This window comes from Dyella sp. OK004 (assembly GCF_900114495.1).
Classification (GTDB): domain Bacteria; phylum Pseudomonadota; class Gammaproteobacteria; order Xanthomonadales; family Rhodanobacteraceae; genus Dyella_D.
In genome coordinates this window covers 548,071-568,343 of sequence record NZ_FOZI01000001.1, presented here as the reverse complement: position 1 = coordinate 568,343, position 20,273 = coordinate 548,071, and the positions used below count along the sequence as shown (strand labels likewise).

The 20,273-nt window shown below is 63.9% G+C and carries 13 protein-coding genes and 1 riboswitch; of the genes, 8 read left to right on the top strand and 5 right to left on the bottom strand.

Annotated elements, in window-relative coordinates; all coding sequences use genetic code 11:
* The first annotated feature begins 192 nt into the window (after positions 1-192).
* From BM338_RS02430 to BM338_RS02400, 7 genes are all read left to right on the top strand, one after another.
* Complete coding sequence (locus BM338_RS02430; RefSeq protein WP_090449173.1) at positions 193-879, top strand: response regulator transcription factor; 687 nt, start codon at positions 193-195, stop codon at positions 877-879.
* Positions 863-2,146, top strand: coding sequence for a sensor histidine kinase (locus BM338_RS02425; protein WP_090449172.1), 1,284 nt, complete (start codon positions 863-865; stop codon positions 2,144-2,146). Before BM338_RS02430 ends, BM338_RS02425 begins: the two co-directional genes overlap by 17 nt.
* Before the next feature lie 617 nt (positions 2,147-2,763).
* Positions 2,764-6,789 (top strand): non-ribosomal peptide synthetase, encoded by a 4,026-nt coding sequence (locus tag BM338_RS02420; protein WP_177229204.1) that lies wholly within the window; start codon positions 2,764-2,766, stop codon positions 6,787-6,789.
* Positions 6,790-6,800: 11 nt separating this feature from the next.
* Positions 6,801-8,120 carry a glycosyltransferase gene (locus BM338_RS02415; RefSeq protein WP_090449170.1) on the top strand — a complete coding sequence of 440 codons (1,320 nt, stop codon included), beginning with the start codon at positions 6,801-6,803 and terminating at the stop codon, positions 8,118-8,120.
* Complete coding sequence (locus tag BM338_RS02410) at positions 8,117-9,463, top strand: condensation domain-containing protein (RefSeq protein WP_090449169.1); 1,347 nt, start codon at positions 8,117-8,119, stop codon at positions 9,461-9,463. The genes BM338_RS02415 and BM338_RS02410 overlap by 4 nt, the downstream gene beginning before the upstream one ends.
* Positions 9,460-10,425, top strand: coding sequence for a glycosyltransferase family 2 protein (locus BM338_RS02405; protein ID WP_090449168.1), 966 nt, complete (start codon positions 9,460-9,462; stop codon positions 10,423-10,425). The genes BM338_RS02410 and BM338_RS02405 overlap by 4 nt, the downstream gene beginning before the upstream one ends.
* 5 nt (positions 10,426-10,430) lie before the next feature.
* Positions 10,431-11,726 carry a condensation domain-containing protein gene (locus BM338_RS02400; RefSeq protein ID WP_090449167.1) on the top strand — a complete coding sequence of 432 codons (1,296 nt, stop codon included), beginning with the start codon at positions 10,431-10,433 and terminating at the stop codon, positions 11,724-11,726.
* Between the two features lie 76 nt (positions 11,727-11,802).
* On the opposite strand, the gene BM338_RS02395 is transcribed toward BM338_RS02400, so the two are convergent.
* The 5 genes from BM338_RS02395 to ahcY form a co-directional block, all read right to left on the bottom strand.
* A complete protein-coding gene (locus BM338_RS02395) occupies positions 11,803-12,720 on the bottom strand; it encodes a branched-chain amino acid transaminase (RefSeq protein ID WP_090449166.1) in 918 nt (305 codons plus the stop codon).
* Between the two features lie 75 nt (positions 12,721-12,795).
* Positions 12,796-13,449, bottom strand: coding sequence for a DUF4124 domain-containing protein (locus BM338_RS02390; protein ID WP_255367169.1), 654 nt, complete (start codon positions 13,447-13,449; stop codon positions 12,796-12,798).
* Positions 13,450-13,453: 4 nt separating this feature from the next.
* Positions 13,454-14,281 carry a methylenetetrahydrofolate reductase [NAD(P)H] gene (gene metF, locus BM338_RS02385; protein ID WP_090449164.1) on the bottom strand — a complete coding sequence of 276 codons (828 nt, stop codon included), beginning with the start codon at positions 14,279-14,281 and terminating at the stop codon, positions 13,454-13,456.
* 148 nt (positions 14,282-14,429) lie between these two features.
* Positions 14,430-15,620, bottom strand: coding sequence for a carboxylate--amine ligase (locus tag BM338_RS02380; RefSeq protein ID WP_143109225.1), 1,191 nt, complete (start codon positions 15,618-15,620; stop codon positions 14,430-14,432).
* Between the two features lie 357 nt (positions 15,621-15,977).
* Positions 15,978-17,408 (bottom strand): adenosylhomocysteinase, encoded by a 1,431-nt coding sequence (gene ahcY / locus BM338_RS02375; RefSeq protein ID WP_090449162.1) that lies wholly within the window; start codon positions 17,406-17,408, stop codon positions 15,978-15,980.
* 37 nt (positions 17,409-17,445) lie between these two features.
* Positions 17,446-17,527: riboswitch (S-adenosyl-L-homocysteine riboswitch) on the bottom strand.
* A gap of 145 nt (positions 17,528-17,672) precedes the next feature.
* On the opposite strand from ahcY, the gene BM338_RS02370 reads away from it, so the two are divergent.
* The gene (locus BM338_RS02370; RefSeq protein WP_090449161.1) at positions 17,673-20,183 is read left to right on the top strand and encodes a S9 family peptidase; all 2,511 of its coding nucleotides are present in this window, start codon (positions 17,673-17,675) and stop codon (positions 20,181-20,183) included.
* Positions 20,184-20,273: the final 90 nt, after the last annotated feature.

The following is a 20,273-nucleotide window of genomic DNA, read 5'->3' as shown; positions in this document are numbered from 1 at the left end:
AGGTCTAGTGACAGCAGATTACGGTATCGGGGCAGTAGCTTGGGCCCGGGTGCAGCGGCTTCGCCGCGTGCCCGGGCCTTTTTCTTTGCCGGCATTCAGCTAGCCGTTCGCCCGGCGCCACCTACCGCGATGCAAGCTTGTTAAGCTTGTCGCCATGGCCGGCTGGGTGCCGGCGGCGACACGGAGTGGCGTATGCGCGTACTAGTGATCGAAGACAACAGCGATATCGCTACCAATATCGGTGATTACCTGGAAGATCGCGGCCACGTGGTCGATTTCGCCGGTGACGGCGTGACCGGGCTGCACCTTGCGGTAGTTCACGATTTCGATGTGATCGTGCTGGATCTCACTTTGCCCGGCATGGACGGCCTGGACGTAGCGCGCAAGCTGCGTCACGAGGCGCACAAGCAGACTCCGGTGCTGATGCTGACCGCGCGCGACGCGCTGGAGCAGAAGCTCACCGGCTTCGAATCTGGCGCCGACGACTACATGACCAAGCCATTCGCCCTGCAGGAACTGGCAGCGCGTCTGGAAGTGCTGGCGCGCCGTGGCAAGGGTCCGCAGAGCCGCGTGCTGAAAGTGGCCGATCTCACCTACAACCTGGACACCTTGACCGTCTCCCGTGAAGGCAAGTCGATCCAGCTCAACCCGATCGGCCTGAAGTTGCTGCAGGCTCTGATGGAAGCCAGCCCCTCGGTCGTCACACGACAGGATCTGGAGCAGCGCGTATGGGGTGAGGAATTGCCCGACAGCGACAGCCTGCGCGTGCACATCCATGGCTTGCGTGCGGCGATCGACAAACCTTTTGACAAGCCGCTGATCCATACGCGGCACGGTATCGGATATCGCATGGTCGAGCCGGATGCGGTCCAGGCGTAAGCTTCGTTTTCGTCTGGTCCTGAGCTTCGCGCTGTTCGGTTTCGGCCTCAGCGCGTTGTTCGCCGTAGCCTCGTTGGATATTCGTTCGAGGGTAGAAGATCAGCTCATATCCTCGTCCCTGCAGCAGGACATCGACCAGTCGGTCGATCAAGCTATCAACCATCCCGATGAGCCGCCGCACTCGCGCATGATGGAGGCGTGGGTCAAGAGCGAGCGCACGCTCTACAAGATGCCGTTGTCCTGGCAGAACCTGGACACGGGTGTGCACGATGTTTTCGAGGCAGGCGACGACGGCAAGACCCATCACTACAAGCTGGCGGTGCGACGCAAGGACGGCGTCATCGGCTTCCTGCGCTACGACGTCTCGCGGGATGACCTGGGCAAGCAGCAACTGCTGCTCGCCGTTGTCGGTGCAGTCTTCCTGTTCGGCCTGCTGTCGCTTGCACTTGGCCTCTGGCTGTCACGCAAGGTGCTCAAGCCGGTGACGCAACTGGCGGAGCGCCTGCGTCACTTCCGCAAGAATGGCAAGGCCGAACCGCTGGCACCGCATTTCGCCGACGACGAAGTCGGCGAGCTGGCACTGGCGCTGGACGAATACTCCACCCGCCTCACCGCCATGGTCGAGCGCGATCGGGAGTTCAACTCCGATGTAAGCCATGAATTGCGCACGCCGCTGGCAGTGATCGCCAGCACCACGGAATTGCTGCAAGGCTCGCCCGATCTCACCGACAAGCTGCGTGAGCGCCTCAAGCGCATCGAGCGCGCTTCGCGCCAGGCCACCGAGATGATCGAGGCATTGCTGCTGCTGTCGCGTGCGGAGCGCCGCGGCCCTACGCGCGGCGAAACCACCGATGTCGCCAAGGTCGCGTCGGACGTCATCGAAAGCCAGCGTCCGCAGATGCGCGACAAGCCGCTAGAGGTTGAGCTCATCGTGCACGGGCCGCTGAGCGTCAACGCACCCGCGTCCGTGCTGTCAGTAGCGCTCACCAACCTGATCGGTAATGCCATCAAGTACACGCTCGAAGGCACGGTGACGGTGAAGGTGGAAAAGGATCGCATCGACATCATCGACACCGGCCCCGGCATCAAGCCGGAAGATGCCGAGCGCCTATTCCAGCGTGGCGTGCGCGGCGAAGGCGCGGGCGGCAGCGGTGCGGGTCTTGGCCTGGCGATTGTGCGCCGCCTATGCGAACTCTATGGTTGGGACGTATCCATGCGTCCGCGCGCCGACACCAATGGCGCCGTTGCTAGCATCGTATTTCAATAATGTTTCGCCCGATGCGATACGCCGGGCGTATGTGTCTTTGAAATGCATTAATCGCTTGACAGGCATTTCATGTTCGATCTGTTAATGCGTTGAGATAATGTATTTCTTGACGTGAATTTCATGCTAATGAAAATCGCGTGTATTGATTTGATTCGTCATTGACGAATATTTCGCCATTAATTTCGCATTTCGAGAAACAAATACTGCTGCGTTGCACAAAGTGTGATTCGACGCACATTTGCCCCAATGGACAAGCTCCGGGCCTGGCATAGACACTCGCTATCGAGAGCGGTTAGGGCCTTTGTTCTGGCGTATCTCCATTTACGCAAGGCGGAATCCCCGTTCCGTTGTCGAGTAGCTATCCAGCGACCAGTCTTGGCTAATGCCGACGGTTGAACGGCAGCGGCGCGGGCGGCTGCGTGCATCAAGAAAACAGTAACAGGCAGGATTTTGAAACTTGGCCGATATCGGCCAGGGCGGCTTCGTTCGGCCGCAGTTATGAGCGCGATTCCCGGCCAAAGCAAATCCACGGTCCGGGCAAATACAGCCGGTAGTAGCGGTTGTTTTTCGCGGCGCAGCGGATGCGTGCGGCGATGGCGGCTGCAGGGGGTAATGCGATGAATGACGAACGTGACAATACTCTGCCTTTGACGATCGCCCAGCGCGGCCTATGGGTGAACAACAAAATCGGCGCCGGCGGCGCCATCATGAATATCGCCGAGGCCGTGGAAATCTGCGGGCCGGTCGAGCCTGGGCTGTTCCGCCAAGCGCTGCATAGCCTCGTCGACGAAGCCGAGATGATGCGCACGAACATCGTCGAGCGCGACGGCAAGCCGAGACAGGTGATCCGTCCGGTTTATCCGGGCGACTTCCCATTCTTCGACATGAGCGGTGAGGCCGATCCGCGCGCCGCCGCCGAAGCATGGATGCAAGATGAGTTTTCGCAGAATCCGGACCTGGCGCAGGACCCGCTGTGGGCTAGCGTCCTGTTCAAGCTGGCCGACGATTGCCACATCTGGTACCAGCGTGCGCATCACATCGTGCTGGATGGCTACGGTGGAGGACTTCTGGCGCGGCGCCTAGCAGAGCTGTACACGGCGCTGGTGGAAGGACGCGAGCCTGCGCCGTGCGAGTTCAGTCCCGCAGCGACTGCCGTCGAGATGGAAGCCGCGTACCGCAACTCGGACCGCTTCCGCCGCGACCGCGAGTACTGGATGGAGCAACTGGCCGGACTGCCTGAGGCAGTCACCCTGTCGCGTCGCCACCAGCGTCCAGGCCTGGGCGACCGCCTGTGTCGCAGCACGGGTTACCTGTCGCCGGAGGCTACGAGGCGGCTCAGAGAGCTGGGCAAGACAACAAGCGCGAGCCTGCCGCAGGTTTTGATCGGCCTGGTAGCGGCGTACTACCACCGCGTCACCGGCGCCGACGACCTGGTTTTCGGCATGCCTGTGTCGGCACGGCTCAACGCCGCAACGCGTCAGGCGCCGGGGATGTTCGCCAATGTGGTGGCGATCCGCCTGCAGTTCGCGCCGGACATGACGGCCGCCCAGCTATTCGAACAAGTGTCGCGCGTGGTGCGTCAGGCGCTGCGCCATCAACAGTACCGCTACGAAGACTTGCGCCGCGATCTTGCGCAGGTCGGCCAGGGGCGCAGCGTGGCCTGGTTGGGGATCAATATCGAGCCTTTCGACTACCAGCTCGATTTCGCCGGCGCCGGCACGGTATCGCACAACTTGTCGAACAGTTCGGCGGAAGACCTGATGGTGTTCGTCTATGACCGCGGCACTGATTCCGGCCTGCGGTTTGACCTGGACGCCAATCCGCTGCTGTACGACATGGAAGAGCTGGATGAGCACCGCCGGCGCCTGTGCCGCCTGATCGAAGGCGTGCTGGCTGATCCATCCTTGCCTTTGCAACAGATCGATCTGCTGGGCGAGGACGAGCGGCATCGCCTGTTGGTAGCGTGGAATGACACGGCCGGGCCGGTCGAGCCGCACAGCTTGCCGGCGCGGGTCGCGCGGCAGGCTGTGCTGACGCCCGACGCGCCCGCGGTGATCTTTGGCGACATCGTGTTGAGCTATCGCGAACTGCGCCAGCACAGCCTGCGCCAGGCACAACAGTTGATCGCCGATGGCATCGAGCCCGGCGACATCGTTGCAGTGGCGCTGCCGCGCAGCGAGCAGCTGTTGGTCGTGCTGCTGGCCGTCATGCACGCCGGCGCGGCCTATTTGCCGATCGACCCGGACGGCCCGGCCGAGCGCATCGCCATGGTGCTGGACGATGCCGCGCCGATCGCCTTGATCGCTACTGGCGAGATCCATGAACGCCTGACCATGGGGGGCATGGCACGGCTGTTGCCGGAGCAATTCGACACAGTCGCGTTGGAACAGCGGGACGAACTGGATTTCAGCCAGCTCGATGGTGTCGCCTATGTGCTCTACACCTCCGGTTCGACTGGCCGCCCCAAGGGTGTGGAGGTGACGCACGGCAATCTGGCCAACTTTCTGCAGGGCATGATGCAACAGCTCAAGCCCGCGGTCAGCGACCGCTTCCTCGCTGTTACTACGGTGATCTTCGACATCGCGGGACTCGAGCTGTATTTGCCGCTCATGGTGGGTGCCTGTGTAGTGATGGCAGGCAGCGGCGCTGCACAGCAGCCGCTGGAACTGGCGCGGCTGATCCAGCGCAGCGGCGTCACGCATGTGCAGGCTACGCCCTCGCTATGGCGCATCTTGCTGGCCAGTCCGGAAACCCGCCTGGCACATGTGCACGCGCTGGTCGGCGGCGAGGCCCTCGGCGCGGAGCTCGCCGCACGGCTCAAGGCTGCTGCGGCGCGGGTGACTCAGTTCTACGGTCCCACCGAAACGACAGTGTGGTCTACGGCCTACGAACTGGAGGAGATCGGTTCCGGCACACCACCGATCGGACGCCCTATCCTCAACACTCGCCTGTACGTTGTCGATGCCGCACGGCGGCCGGTGGTAACGGGCGCCGTCGGCGAGCTGTGCATCGGCGGGGCCGGGGTGGCCAAGGGCTATCTGCGTCGCCCGCAGCTGACCGAAGAACGCTTTCCGCTCGATCCCTTCGCTGTTGACGGCAGCCGCATGTATTGCACAGGCGATCTGGTGCGTTGGCGCGACGACGGGCTGCTCGAATTCATCGGACGCGCCGACACCCAGGTGAAGATTCGTGGTCATCGCGTCGAACTGGGTGAGATCGAAAACTTGCTGGCCCAGCACTCTGCGATCGCGGCGGCGGCGGTGACTGCACCGCGCGACGCCCATGGCACCGTGGTGCTGGCCGCCTATGTCGTGCCACGCGAAGCTTCTAATCTGAATATTGATCAGCTCCGCGTGTTTCTGGGCCGCTGGCTGCCGGAGCATATGCTGCCGGGCAGTTTCACCGTACTGGACGCTATGCCGCTGACACCCAACGGTAAGCTCGATCGTCGCGCGCTGCCGACGCCAGACCGTGTCGCCCGTACCACATTCGTTGAGCCGGGCACGCCAGTCGAGCACAAATTGGCCGGGTTGTGGCAACGCCTGTTGCGTGTCGAGCGGGTGGGCCTGCACGACAATTTCTTCGAACTTGGCGGAGACTCGCTGACCGCCGTCGAGATGGTGGCGAGCTTCCCCGAGGAGTTCGGCATGGAGCTGCCCTTGGGCAGCCTGTTCGAAGCCTCCACCGTGGCCAGTCTGGCGGTCTTCGTCGAGCGGCTCAGCGGCGGGCACAACGATCCACTGGGTGAGATGCTGGTGTTGCGCGCGCCGCCCAAATTGCGCGAGGTCAGCAAAGCGCAGCCGCGGCCGTTGTTCTGTATCCACCCCATGATAGGTCTCAGCCTGGGCTTCTCCAGCCTGTTGCGCCACCTCGATCCCGCCGTGCCGGTGTATGGCCTGCAGTCACGCGGTCTGCGCGGAGACATGCGTTTGCCGGGCAGCATCGAGGAGGTGGCGGCGGATTACCTGGCGCAGATCCAGCGCATCCAGCCGCAAGGGCCGTACCGTCTGGTTGGGCGTTCGCTGGGCGGCCTGATCGGCCACGCCATGGCTGAGCAATTGCTGGCGATGGGTGAGAGAGTGGAGCTGCTGGCCATGATCGACAGCTACCTGTTTGCCGCAGGCGAGCGCTCTCGGCCGCGCGAAGAGGCCAAGGAGGTGCGTGCTGCTCTGAGTTTCCTCGGCTTGCATGAGCACGTGCGCGAGAACGCGCCGCAGACCCTCAAGGAGCTGGCCGCTCTGCTACTGCACAGCTACAACGCCCGTTCGATCCCGCTCGTGCAGGAAGTCATCAAGAGCCATCCGCAATTTATCGAGCACTTGTTCGCGGTAATGCGCAACAACCTGGAACTGGCGCGGCAATACGCGCCGCACAGGGTGGATCTGGATCTGCTCTATTTCCACGCGACCGAGAGCGAAGGCGACCTGGATGGCATCCTCGATCATCGCCCCTCGGCGTGGCGCGCCTTCATCGGACGGCGTATCGAAGTGCGCGAGCTGGCATGCCACCACGAGGCGGTATTGGATCCCGCGCCGGCGGCACAGATCGGGACGGTCTTGCGGCACCGTCTGTCCGACATCCTGGATGAGCGCCTGCCGGTACTGCCGTCAGCGCAGCAGGACCTCGCTGCGGTGTATGCCTGAGCGGGCCGGCCATGCATAAACCCATCGTGATCTTCACTATCGGCACTCAGGGTGATGTGCGGCCCTGCGTGGCATTGGGACAAGGGCTACGTCGCGCGGGCTATCCGGTGCGTATCGCGACCAGCAGCAACTTCGCCGCGCTGGTGCGTGAGGCGGGTCTGGAATTCTTCCCATTGACCGCCGATTTCCAGGCCATGCTGGAGGCCGACCGCAGCATCGCCGATCAGGGTCTGAACCTGCGTGCGATGGCGCGCATCTTTCGCGAACGCTACGCGCAATGGGCCGTGCACTGGGTCGACGAAGGACTGGCGGCGAGCGAGAACGCCGGCCTGCTGATCGGGGTGAGCAATAGCACCTTGCTGGCCAAGGCGCTGTCCGAACGATGCGGAGTGCCGTTCGCGATCGCCCGGCTGCAGCCGCTGACCCCTTCGCGTTTATTGCCGCCCATGGTGCTGAGTGGTTCGCGCGAACGCTTGCCCGGCGCGCTCAGCCTTGCAGCACATCACTTGCTGTATCTGCTGGTGTGGCATGTGATGCATCCGGCGATCAACGACATCGTGCGGCCGCGGCTGGGCCTGCCTCGCTATCCCTGGCACGGTCCTTATCTCGGGCGCATGGCGCTGGACGCGAAGGTGATCAACGGCTTCAGTCGGCACGTACTGGCGCGGCCGGCAGATTGGCCTGACAGCTCCCAGGTCACCGGCTACTGGTTTTTCGATCCGCCGGCATGGACCCCGCCGGCCGACCTCGGCGACTTCCTCGCCGCAGGGCCGAAGCCGGTCTATATCGGCTTCGGCAGCATGGTCAGCAATCAGGCTGCGGCGTTCACCCGCATCGTGCTGGAAGGGGTGCGCAAGAGCGGCCGGCGTGCGGTGCTCGCGGCCGGCTGGGGTGGACTGGAGATCGCCGAAGGAGCGCTGGACGAACAGATCTTTGGGCTGCGTCAGGCGCCGCACGATTGGCTCTTCCCGCGCATGGCCGGCGCCATGCATCACGGCGGCGCGGGCACTACGGCCGCGGCAGTGCGTGCGGGTATTCCTTCAGCCGTCGTGCCGTTCTACGGCGATCAGCCGTTCTGGGCGCGCTGCTTGCAGCGCCGTGGCGTGGCGCCGCCTGCACTGGACCGCGAGCATCTTGATGCGAATGTCCTGGCGACAGCGCTGGCCGCGATGCAGCAGCCATCCATGATGCAGGAAGCAGAGGCGCTGGGTCGGGCGGTACGTGCCGAAGACGGCGTGGGCGAGGCTCTGCGTCATCTGCGGCGCTGGGGCCTGCTCGGCGAACCCGATGTCGTTGAAGTGTCCCAAGGAAAGGAACGGAGCGTGGCATGACGGCAAAGCGTCCCTTCGCGTTGTTTGAGCGAGGCATGTATCTCGACGGCCAGCGGCCGGTGGCATTTGTGCTGCCGGCAACGCTTGCGGGCACGCTGGACGAGGCGCACCTGCGCGTTGCCCTGGACCGAGTGCAGGCCAGACACGCCGTGTTGCAATGCCTGGTAGAGCAGGGCTCCGACGGCCGCCCATGGTTCGTGCAGCAAGCAACGCCACCGCCCATTGCCGTACGCATTGTCGAGCGACAGAGCGACGACGATTGGCAGGAGCAAGCGCGCTTCGAATGCGAGCGCTTGTTCGACGGCCGGCTCGAACCGTTGGTCCGGCTGGTGTGGTTACGTGGCGATGGACGCAGCGACGTGCTGCTGAGTTGCCATCACTGCATTTGCGACGGCCTTTCGGCCGTGGGGCTGCTGCAGGACATCCTGACCGTTTGCGGTCGCCCCGAGGCCAAACTCGGGCGCCGCTTCGCGCTGTATAGCGGTGCAGACGTGGTGCCGCCTGAGGCGCAGGGCGACCGTTGGCTGCAACGGCGCGCACGCTGGAAGGCCGCACTTTTCACATGGTTGATCCGCTTACAACGTATCGGTCCGCCATTGAGCTACGGTCCGGTGTATACCCTGCGCTGGTCGATCGAGCCCGCGACGGTGCAGGCTTTGGTCCGGCGCAGCAAGGATGAAGGCGTCGGCATGTTCGCCGCCTTGTGCACCGCCTTCATGCTGGCCTGCTGGTCGGTGCGCGGCGTTCGCGGCGTGGACAAATTCGTTGCGCCGGTCGACGCGCGCCGCTACTTGCCGGCGCTGCAAGGCGGTGCGCTGTTCACCATGGCACCGACCGTGCGGCTGTCGTTTGGCAGCCGCAAAGCCAAGGCCGGCAGCGCCGACTTCTGGACTCTGGCGCGCGCGTTGCACGAAGACATGCGCCGCAAGATCGATCGCCTGGCGCCAACGGTCTATGAGCAACTGCTCGGCCTTGAGCAGCTACACCCGCTGTTCGATCGCTTGGTTGCCTATTCGCGCTCGCGGCGAAGTGGTCGTAGCGTTTCGCTGTCCTATCTGGGACGTCTGGATGCCCCGGCGCAGAACTACGGCAGTTTCCGCCTGGAAGCCATTCATGCCCCCTCGGCCTTGCTGGAGCCGACTCCGGCGAACCTGATCACCATCGCTGGTTTCGCAGAGGGGCTGGATATCGCCTTCATCTCGGACGAGAGCTCGCTGTCGCGCACACAAGCGGAGCAGATCCGCCAATTAGCAATGGAACTGCTGCAGGCCGCCGCGACGTTGCCGGCGTCGATCGCTTCTGGCACGGGCGCCGCCATCCCCTTGCCCGCGGAGAGCCTATGAAAAGCTACGGCCTGATCTTCGTGCTCTACCACCCCACCGAAGCGTTTCTGCGCAATCTGGACAAAGCGGTGGTGGCGCAGAACCTGATCGTCGTGGACAACTCGCCGCAGCCCAACCCGGCGCTTTACGAAGTGCTGCGGCAGCAGGGCACGACGGTGCTGCACAACGCCAATCGTGGCGGGCTCGCCGGAGCCTACAACCGCGGCGCCGAAATTCTGCTCGAACGCGGCTGCGAGGTGATCTTCCTGCTCGATCAGGATTCGGACATCGGTGAGAATTTTTTCGGCGCGATGATGCAGGCCTGCGAACGCATGGAACGCGAGGCATTCATCCTCGGCCCGAAGATCTACGAGATCAACCTCGAAAAGTTCATGGTGGTGTTGCCGCCCGGGCGACGCTGGCCCAAGCCATTAAAGATGAGCGAGCCGACGGAGGGACTGTTCGAAACTCTGTTCGTGATTTCCTCTGGCTCGGCGATTTCTGCACAGGCCTATCGCCGCCTGGGTGCGTTCCGCGAGGACTATTTCATTGAGTACATCGACATCGAGTACGGGCTGCGCGCCAACAGTCAGGACATCCCGGTCTATATGAATGCGGCGGTAACGATGCGCCAGACCACCGGCGATATCGAGCGCCACGGTCGCATGTTCACCACCAATCATCCGGCCTGGCGGCGCTACTACGGCGCGCGCAATGGCGTTGTCACCCTGCGTTTGTACCGGGCGCACTGGGCGCTGCATTGGCTGGGTGGCCTGCTGGCGCTGCACCAGTCGCTCAACGTCCTGCTGTTCGAGCCGCAAAAACTTCGCAAGGTGCTGGCAGTAGCCTGCGGCTATATCGATGGACGCCTGGGGAGACTGGGCACGTTCGAAAGCCTGCATCCGCACATCGCCGCGTTCTGCAAAAAAATGCCGGCGCGGGGTGGATCGCTCGCCGGCGGCCCTTCGGTCGCCGCGGAATAGGGGCCATGAAGCGAAAGCTCACCACGATCGAACGCCTGATCGACGGCAACCTCACGTATCGGCTCGTCATCACCGGTACGCTGCCGGTGGAGCGCCTGCGCACCTCGCTGGACCGTGTACAGCGCAAGCATCCGGCACTACGCATGCTGATGCGCGAAGAGCGCGACGGGTTGTACTACGAACTGGATGTGGCCGGTCCGGTGCCATTGCGCACGGCAACATGCACGACGGAACAGGATGTCGCTCGCGAAATCGAGCGCGAAGAGTCCGCTGCCTTCACCCTCGACGAGCCGCAGCTGCGCGTGGCCTGGCTGCGCACAGATCACGGTGGGCTGTTGCTGATCACGGCGGCGCATCGTATCTGCGATGGCATGAGCGTTTTGATCGTGGCGAAGGAATTGCTGAGCGGATTGCATCGCGAGCAGCCGTTGTTGCCTTATGCGCCGGTCAGTCCCCTGGACATCGCCGGCAAGTCACGCAGCTCAGCCGAACGCAAGCGCCGCCTGGTCGCTGCAGCGATCAATGGTCTGGTCAGCTTGGTCCCGCCTTCGCGCCAGGCGCTGCGCCGTGATCCGGTGCGGCGGGAATGGCACGCGGATGCGGCGCTCACTTCCATCTTGAAGCACCGCTGCAGACGTGAGCAGGTGTCGATGCATGCGGCGTTGCTGGCTATCCTCGATCAAGCCTTGCAGGCGGCGCTGGGCAAGCGGGTGCCCACGCGCATCGACAGCCCAGTTGATGCGCGGCGCGGCAGGTTGTCCCTGCTCAAGGACGACACGCTGTTCTTCGGTGGTGGTAGCTTCAAGATCGCGGTCGGCCGCGAGCGCGGCGCCGATCTATGGGCGCGGGCGCGGGACATCTATCGGGAGATGGGCGAGAAGATCGAGCAGGAGCTGCAGGACATTCCCGACAAGTACCGCTTCTGCGAGATGCTCAAGCCGCCCTCAGACGGCAAGGTCCGCTCCATCGTGCGGCTCGGCGATGCGTTGAGCCGCAACGGCAACTGGAACCAGTTTTCCTTTTCCAACCTGGGATCGATCGAGCTGCTGGAACCGGACGCGCCGTTCCATCTGGAGGAATTCAGCCTGTCCGTGCGCTCCTTCGGCGTGCGCGTCCTCGGCATCCTGGCCTTTTCGTTGCACGGTCGGCTGCGCTTCGTCTACGTTGGCGAGGAGCAGTGCATGAGCCTGGATGAGGTTGATGCACTGGAGCGTGTCTTCATGGAGCTGTTGCGTGAGCAGGTCACGCGTGGCGAGCGGGCGGTCGAGCCTGCGGGGATGCTGGAGGTAGCAAGCGAGTAGATGGACCGCTGTGCTCACGGTCCACCTCCCCTGCGAGCAGGGGAGGGAGTGTCGTGCGATGACGTGACGGAGCTGCTTACAGCGGCTCCAGCCAGCCCCACTGATCGTTGGTCTTGCCGTTGAACAAGCCGAAGAACAGTTCCTGCATGCGACGCGTGACGCGCCCAGCCTTGCCGGCGCCAACTTGTTTGCCATCCACGGAGCGGATCGGGGTGATCTCGGCAGCGGTGCCGCACATCAGCAGCTCATCAGCGAGATACAGGAATTCACGCGGGATATCGCGCTCGATCACTTCAATGCCGTCTTCGCGCGCCAGCGTGATCAGCGTGTGGCGGGTGATACCGGTGAGGATCGAGGCGCTGGCCGGCGTGGTGTGCAGTACGCCGTCGAACACCAGGAACAGGTTCTCGCCCGCGCCTTCGCTGAGCAGGCCGGTGGAGGCCAGCGCAATACCTTCGCCGAAACCGAGGCGACGCGCCTCACGTGCGATCAGCTGGCCGGAGAGATAGTTGCCACCGGCTTTGGCGCCCGCCGGAATGGTGTTGGGTGCAAAGCGCTGCCAGCTCGACACGCAGGCGTCGATGCCGCTTTCCAGTGCCTCCGGCCCGAGATAAGGGCCCATCGGCCAAGCCGCCACAGCCACATCGATCGGTGTTTCCGCCGAGAGGCCGAAACCGCCCAGACCGCGGTAAGCCACCGGGCGCAGGTACGCGGCGCCAAGGCCGTTCTTCTTGATTACGTCGCGACAGGCGGTAGCGATCTCGTCCTGCGTATGTGGCAGCACCATGTCGTAGATCTTGGCCGACTGGTACAGGCGCTTGAGATGGTCGGTGAGGCGGAAGATGGCGGCACCGTCCGGAGTGGCATAGCTACGGATGCCTTCGAACACCGACGAGCCGTAGTGCAGCGCATGCGACATCACATGCGTGGTGGCTTCGCGCCAGGGCTTGATCTGGCCGTTCTGCCAGATCCATTCGGGATACTGCTGCGCCATGTCGGTTCTCCGGAAAAATGAGCGACATGATAGCCGCTGCCGCGGTAGCGGGCCTTTCGGCCAGCTTCCGCAGGGTCACTCGGCGTTACGCAGCCACAGGCAGCCGGATTGGCGAACGATGGCAAAACGGGTCTCGTGCGGCACGCCGCTGCCGTCGCTGGCAGCGGTGCGCACCACCAACCGGTGTTCGGCTGGTGCGGGCGGCGGCGGAGGCTGGGCGCTGCTGCTGCCAGCCATCGGTGTTGTATCAAGGTTGTACAGATCGTTGGCGGGCGCCGGGGCCGGCGGTTGCCCGGCCCGGTCCTCGCCGAAATCCAGCAGCGGCCGCTGCATCAACGCGGTCAGGGTGCGGATATCCGCCACCGCGGCATTACGCCCATAGCCGCCCCACAACATCAGCCCCGCCAGGCGATTGGGATCGCGAGTGGCGAAGGCGTCGGTGACGCTCTGGCGCAGCTCAGCAACGTTGGAAGCACACAGAATCGGCGGTGGCTCGCTGGCGGGCGTGGTCGTAGCGCTTGGCGTCGTGGGGGGCCGGGGTGCCGGCTGCACCGGCGTTGCATTCAACGCGGTGCATTGCTGGTCAGTGAAAAGCGGATGGCCATCGGCACTGATGCATCGATGGATGCCGGCCTGGGCAAAGCTGGTGGCGGGATGCAGTGACACGCATAGCAACAGCGAGACAACGAAGAAGGGAAGGCGCATGCCGGCAGCATACGCTGGCCGCACGGCGTCAGCCGTGCAGCCGATCCAGAATCGCCTGCGTCGCCTTGGCGCGATTGAGCGTGTAGAAGTGCAGCCCCGGCGCGCCGCCTTCCAGCAGGCGGCGGCACAGTTGAGCAACCACGTCGGCGGCGAGCTCGCGGATCGATTCGACATCGTCCCCGTGCGCTTGCATGCGCTTGGCAATCCAGCGCGGAATCTCGGCACCGCAGGCGTCGGAGAAGCGCTTGAGCTGACTGAAATTGGAGATCGGCATGATGCCCGGCACGATCGGTACCTTCACGCCCAGTCGCCGCACGTCGTCCACGAAACGGAAATACGCATCGGCGTTGAAGAAGTACTGGGTGATCGCACCATTGGCGCCTGCATCCACCTTGGCCTTGAAATGGCGCAGGTCGACCAGCGCGTCATCGGCCTGTGGGTGGGTTTCCGGATACGCCGCCACCTCGATATGGAAGTGATCGCCGCTGTGCTTGCGGATAAAGCTGACCAGTTCCGAGGCGTAGTGGAAATCGCCCGGCGAGGCCATGCCTGAAGGCAGATCGCCGCGCAGTGCGACAAGACGGCGATAACCGGCCGCGCGATAGCTATCCAGCAGGTCGGCAATCTCCGAGCGCGTGCCGCCCATGCAGGATAGGTGCGGCGCCACGTCCAAACCGTGTTCGCGATGCAGGCGGGCCACGGTTTCGCCGGTATAGCTCAGAGTGGAGCCACCCGCGCCGAAGGTGACGGACACGTAGTCAGGCTTGCGCGATTTCAGCGACTTGGCGGCGCGGTCCAGCTGGTCGCGTTGTTCTTCGGTCTTGGGCGGAAAGAATTCGAAGCTGATCGATGGCATTGCACGGATCCGACGGGCAGTGTGCGGAGTATATATCTCTCTCTCGCGATAAAGCGATATATGTCCCGTCTTGAGGACTGTAGGAGCGCACCCTGCGCGCGATTCCCGTGCTCACTGGTCTCGCTCCGATCGCGCGCAAGGTGCGCTCCTACCGGCGCCGTTTCAGCTGTTGTGAAATCACCTGTCCCGCGAACCGCAGACCCGGCTGCGGGTCGTCCAGTCGGAACGAGTGGAAATGGGCGCTCGCCCATTGCCCCAGGATTTTGATCATCGGTCCGCGCGCCGCCGACGGCTGGGCCCGCACCGTGCTGAGGTCGCGATAAAGATCCACACAGCCCGCGCCGACCGGATAGCCGGCAGGGGCCCGGGTCACCGGCAGGCCCAGCGCATCCTGGTAAGCCATCTCGCAGACATTCACGCCGCAGCGCGCGGCGAACTCCACGTACGTCCACGCGCGTGTATTCACCTCCAGGATGCGGAACACCCCGTCGCGCGCGTCGCGCTTGAACTCAGCGCTGAAGATGCCGCGGTACTGCAGGCTGGCCAGCAATGCTGTCATGTACTCGATGGGCGCCTGCACCTGATCCAGTGGAATGCTGTGGCAGTAGGAGCTATTACCGAAATCCGGCGGCGAGATGCGGATGCGTTGCCGCGCGAACAAACCAGTCAGCACGCCCTCGCGGTCGCGGAAGCCATCGACAAAATAGTGATCGGCTGGCGTGCCGGGTACGTACTCCTGCGCCATCAGAGTGAAGCCCTGCGTGTGCAGGCGCTGCCAGTTCTCGCGAAGATCTTCCCGGCGTTTGACCCAGACACCTTTGACGCCAGTAACTTCGCTGAACTGCTGCGAGTTCACTGGCTTGATGAAGACGCGATCCAGCGACTCGAACGGAATTGCCTCGATATCGGCGACCGAATCAATGCGGTAGGTGCGCGGCTTGGGAATACCCAGTGTGTCGAGGTGGGCTGAAAAACGCGCTTTGTCCTGCAGGATTTCCTGGGTTTCGCGTGAGCTGGTGCTCAGCGAAAAGCGCGCACCGAGATCGCTTTGCGGCAGATCGGTCAGCCATAGCGCGGCGTCGTCGGCGCCCGGAATCAACACGGCCTGGTCGAGCGGCATATGGCGCAGCGCTTCGTAAGCCTGCGATCCCAGCGTCCCATCCCACGGCGCGGATCCCGGTGTGGGACGGAACCAGCGCGAATGCGTCGTCAGATCACCGGCAGGGCAGGCGACGTAGGTAGGAATGCCGGCGATATGCAGGCAACGCAAAATGCCCAGCGCTGTGGCGCCGCGGCCCAGCACGATCGCCGGCACTCGATATTGACGGAGCTCCCCCATAGGCACCATCCGCTTGCGCGACGAAACATGATGGCGTCGTCGTTTGGACGGCCATGCTAGCACTGCATTCCGGGGCGGATACCGGGCAAGTTCATAGCGTAAGAAAGAGCGGCGTAAGAGCCGCCCTGCTGGAGGGGTGTTGCAAGGGTTCACCCCCTCCCGGCCTCCCCCTGTCCCACGGGACTAGCTTTGCGTCGCAAGCAGGGGGAGGAGCTAAACGCTTGCGACGCCATGCTCCCTCCCCTGCCTGCAGGGGAGGGTTGGGGAGGGGTAAGCCCTTGCGACACCTCTACCAACAAAAAAGCGCGCGGCTGATGCCGCGCGCTTCGCTTTGCTACATGCCCTGACGGCAGCCGATCAGTAGCGGTAATGGTCCGGCTTGTACGGACCTTCCACCGGCACACCGATGTAAGCGGCCTGTTCCGGCGTCAGCTTGGTCAGCTTCACGCCGATCTGCTCCAGGTGCAGGCGGGCGACTTCCTCGTCCAGCTTCTTCGGCAGGCGATACACGGTCTTCTCGTACTTGTCCTTGTTCGCCCACAGGTCGAGCTGGGCCAGCGTCTGGTTGGAGAAGCTGTTGGACATCACGAAGCTCGGGTGGCCATGCGCGCAACCCAGGTTCACCAGGCGACCTTCGGCCAGCATGTAGATGCTATTGCCGGTGGGGAAGGTGTAACGGTCGACCTGCGGCTTGATGGTCTCGCGGGTCACGCCCTTGGCGGTGTTGAGGCGATCGATCTGGATCTCGTTATCGAAGTGACCGATGTTGCAGACCAGGGCGTTGTTCTTCATCGCCGCCATATGCTCCAGCGTGATGATGTCCTTGTTGCCGGTGGTGGTGACATAGATGTCACCCAAGCCAAGGGTGTCTTCGATGGTGGTGACCTGGAAACCTTCCATCGCCGCCTGCAGGGCGTTGATCGGGTCGATCTCGGTGACGATCACGCGCGCGCCGAAGCCCTTCAGCGAGTGCGCGCAACCCTTGCCCACATCGCCGTAACCGCAGACCACGGCCACCTTGCCAGCGACCATCAGGTCGGTGGCGCGCTTGATGCCGTCAGCCAGCGACTCGCGGCAGCCGTACAGGTTGTCGAACTTCGACTTGGTGACCGAGTCGTTGACGTTGATCGCGGGCACCAGCAGCTTGCCGGCTTCCATCATCTGGTACAGGCGATGCACGCCGGTGGTGGTCTCTTCGGACACGCCCTTCCATTCGGCGGCGATCTTCTTGAACCAGCCCGGACGTTCGGCGTGCACGCGCTTGAGCAGATCCTTGATCACCTGCTCTTCGTGGTTGCCGCTGGGGGTGTTGACCCAGTTGTCGCCATCTTCCAGTTCAACGCCCTTGTGGATGAACAAGGTAGCGTCGCCGCCGTCGTCGACGATCAGCTGCGGGCCGAGGCCACCCGGGTGGCTCAGCATGTCCAGCGTGCATTCCCAGTACTCCTCCAGCGACTCGCCCTTCCAGGCGAACACCGGCAGGTCACCGGCGGCCAATGCGGCGGCCACGTCGTCCTGGGTGGAGAAGATGTTGCACGAGGCCCAGCGCACCGAGGCGCCGAGCGCGCGCAGCGTCTCGGCCAGCACGGCGGTTTCCTTGGTGACGTGCAACGAGCCGGACAGGCGCACGCCCTTCAGCGGCTGGTCCTTGGCGTAGCGGGCGCGGATCTGCATCAGACCCGGCATTTCCTCTTCGGCCATGCGGATACGGCGGCGGCCGAGTTCGGCGAGAGACATATCGCGGACTTTGAAGTCCTGCGTGGCGGAATCTTTGGTGACTGCGTTCATGGCGTAGCTCCGGTGATCGCGACGGGTATGTCGCATCGTTGACCGGGCGCCGTTACAAAGGCTATCCGCCGAGCCTGGCCGTGGCTAAACCGTCCACGGTCGCAGCGCCCCTCGGCGACAGCCGCAGATTATAGCGTCAGTCCCGTCCGGGTTCTCGGGGGGGATTTGATGGCCCGTACTGGCGGACATGACTGATGGCCTAGGGTCTGGCACCCGCGGCACCGCTAAGGTCGCAAATTCCTTCGGCTACGGTGCTGCCTCGACATGGATAGAACCCTCCCACGCCGCGTTCTTGCCGGCCTCCTGCTCGTGGCGCTGCCGCTGGCGCTGCACTCGCCGGTGTCGTACTCGCAGGCCGCACCAGTCGCTGCCACGGCGGCGCCAACCAGCGGGTATCAGTTGCCGCCCAAGCCGCTGCAGGCGCTGGTCGACGCGCCCCGCCCGCCGCAGCTGTCGATCAGCCCGCATCGCGATCTGCTCGCGCTGACGCAAGCGCCAGCGTTGCCCGGCATCGATGTAGTCGCCCAGCCGGAATTGAAGTTGGCCGGCTTGCGCATCAATCCGCGCACCTATGCTGAAAGCCGCTTCTTGTTTGGCAGCGACCTGTGGTTGATGGATATCGCCAGCGGCAAGGAGATCCGTTTGCAGGGCCTACCGCAGTCGTTGTCCATCGCCACTTCCAGCTGGTCGCCGGACCAGCGTTACCTCGCCTTCAATCAGGTCGACGCCAAGTCGGGCAGCAATGAGCTGTGGCTGGTGGACGTGGCCGCGCACAGCGCGCGCCGACTCACCACGCTCCCGCTGAACACCGTGGCGGGTCGCGGCTATGTCTGGATGCCGGACAGCCAGCAATTGCTGGTGCAGCTACGCCCCGAAGGGCAGGGCGCAGCGCCGGCCTCCAGCGACATTCCTGCCGGCCCCAACGTGCAGGAGACTCAGGCTGGCGGTGGTGTCAAAGCGATCCGCACTTACCAGGACATGCTGCGCAACGAGGACGACGCACGTGTGTTCGAGCACTACCTGCGCTCGCAATCGGCCCTGGTCGACCTGCAAGGCAAAGTAACCCGCGTGGGCGAGCCGGCGCTGATCCTGTCGGTCGACGCATCGCCGGATGGCCGCTATCTGCTGCGCGAGCGCGTCGCGCGTCCATTCTCCTATCTGGTGCCGGTCACCGAATTCCCCCGCCATATCGAGGTACTCGATCTCAGCGGCAAGCTGGTCAAAGAGATCGCCAATCAGCCGCTGATCGAAGGCCTGCCCACCGGCAACGATGCCGTGCGCACCGGCGTGCGCGACATCGAGTGGCGCAGCGACGCGCCGGCCACTCTGGTATGGGCCGAAGCGCAGGACGGCGGCGACCCCGCGCGCAAAGCCGACATCCGCGACGCCGTGCTGATGCAGCCCGCTCCGTTCGATCAGGCACCCGTTACCTTGGCGAAGCTGGCCACGCGCTACGCGGGCACTTATTGGGGCAATGGCAATCTGGCTTTGATCAATGAGTTCTGGTGGAAGACGCGCCAGGTGAAAGAGTGGCGCGTGGCACCCGATCATCCGGAACAGGCGCCCAAACTGGTGCGCGAAGGCTCTTCGGAAGATCGCTACAAGAACCCCGGCAAGCCGGTCACCGTCAAGGACGAACACGGCGAGTCGCGCTTGCTGATCGCGGCCGATGGCGAAAGCATCTTCCGGCTCGGCGAAGGCGCCTCGCCGGAGGGCAATCGTCCCTTCGTGGACAAGGTCAATCTGCGCGATGGGCAGGCCGCCCGCCTGTTCCATTCGCAGGCACCGTATTACGAAGCGCCGCAGGTGGTGCTGGATACCGAAGGGCAGCGTCTGCTTACCTCGCGCGAGTCGCCCGAGGAGCCGACCAACTTTTTTGTTCGCGATATGAGCGCCAAGGTTTCGACGCCGCGCGCACTCACGCATTTCCCGCATCCCACGCCGCAGTTCAAAGGCGTGAAAAAGGAACAGATCCGCTACAAGCGCAAGGACGGTGTGGAGCTCACCGCCACGCTGTATCTGCCGCCCAACTACGATCCGAAGAAAGACGGCCCGCGTCCGATGCTGATGTGGGCCTATCCCACCGAGTTCAAATCAGCCGAGGCGGCCAGCCAGGTCACCGATTCGCCGTACCGCTTCAACCGCATCGGCTTCTGGGGACCGCAGGCCTTCCTTGCGATGGGCTACACCGTGCTCGACAACTTCGCGGTGCCGATCGTGGGCGAGGGCAACAAGGAGCCGAACGACACCTACATCCCGCAGTTGGTGGCGAGTGCGGAAGCGGCAGTGGATGAGGTCGTGCGCCGTGGCGTCGCCGATCGCAATCGCATTGCGGTCGGCGGCCACTCCTACGGCGCTTTCATGACCGCCAACCTGCTTGCGCACACGCGCCTGTTCAAGGCCGGCATCGCACGCAGCGGCGCCTATAACCGCACCCTCACCCCGTTCGGCTTTCAGTCCGAAGAGCGCAACTACTGGCAGGCGGAGGACGTGTACAACACGATGTCGCCGTTCAACTATGCCGACCACATCAAGGACGCGCTGCTGATGATCCACGGCGAGCAGGACAACAACTCCGGCACCTTCCCGATCCAGAGCGAACGTCTCTATGCGGCGATCAAAGGCCTGGGCGGTACCGCCCGACTGGTGCTGCTGCCGAACGAAGCGCATGCCTACCGCGCACGCGAATCGATCATGGAAATGCTGGCCGAATCGAATCAATGGCTGGAACGCTATGTGAAGCCGGCGAAGCCGGCGGGTGATGCCGGCAAGTGAGTCCCCTGGGGCACCCCGTTCCCTTTTGTAGAAGCCCATCCCCGGATCAAGTCCGGGGCAGGCTCTGTGGGCGACCGGCGCTGCGAAGGT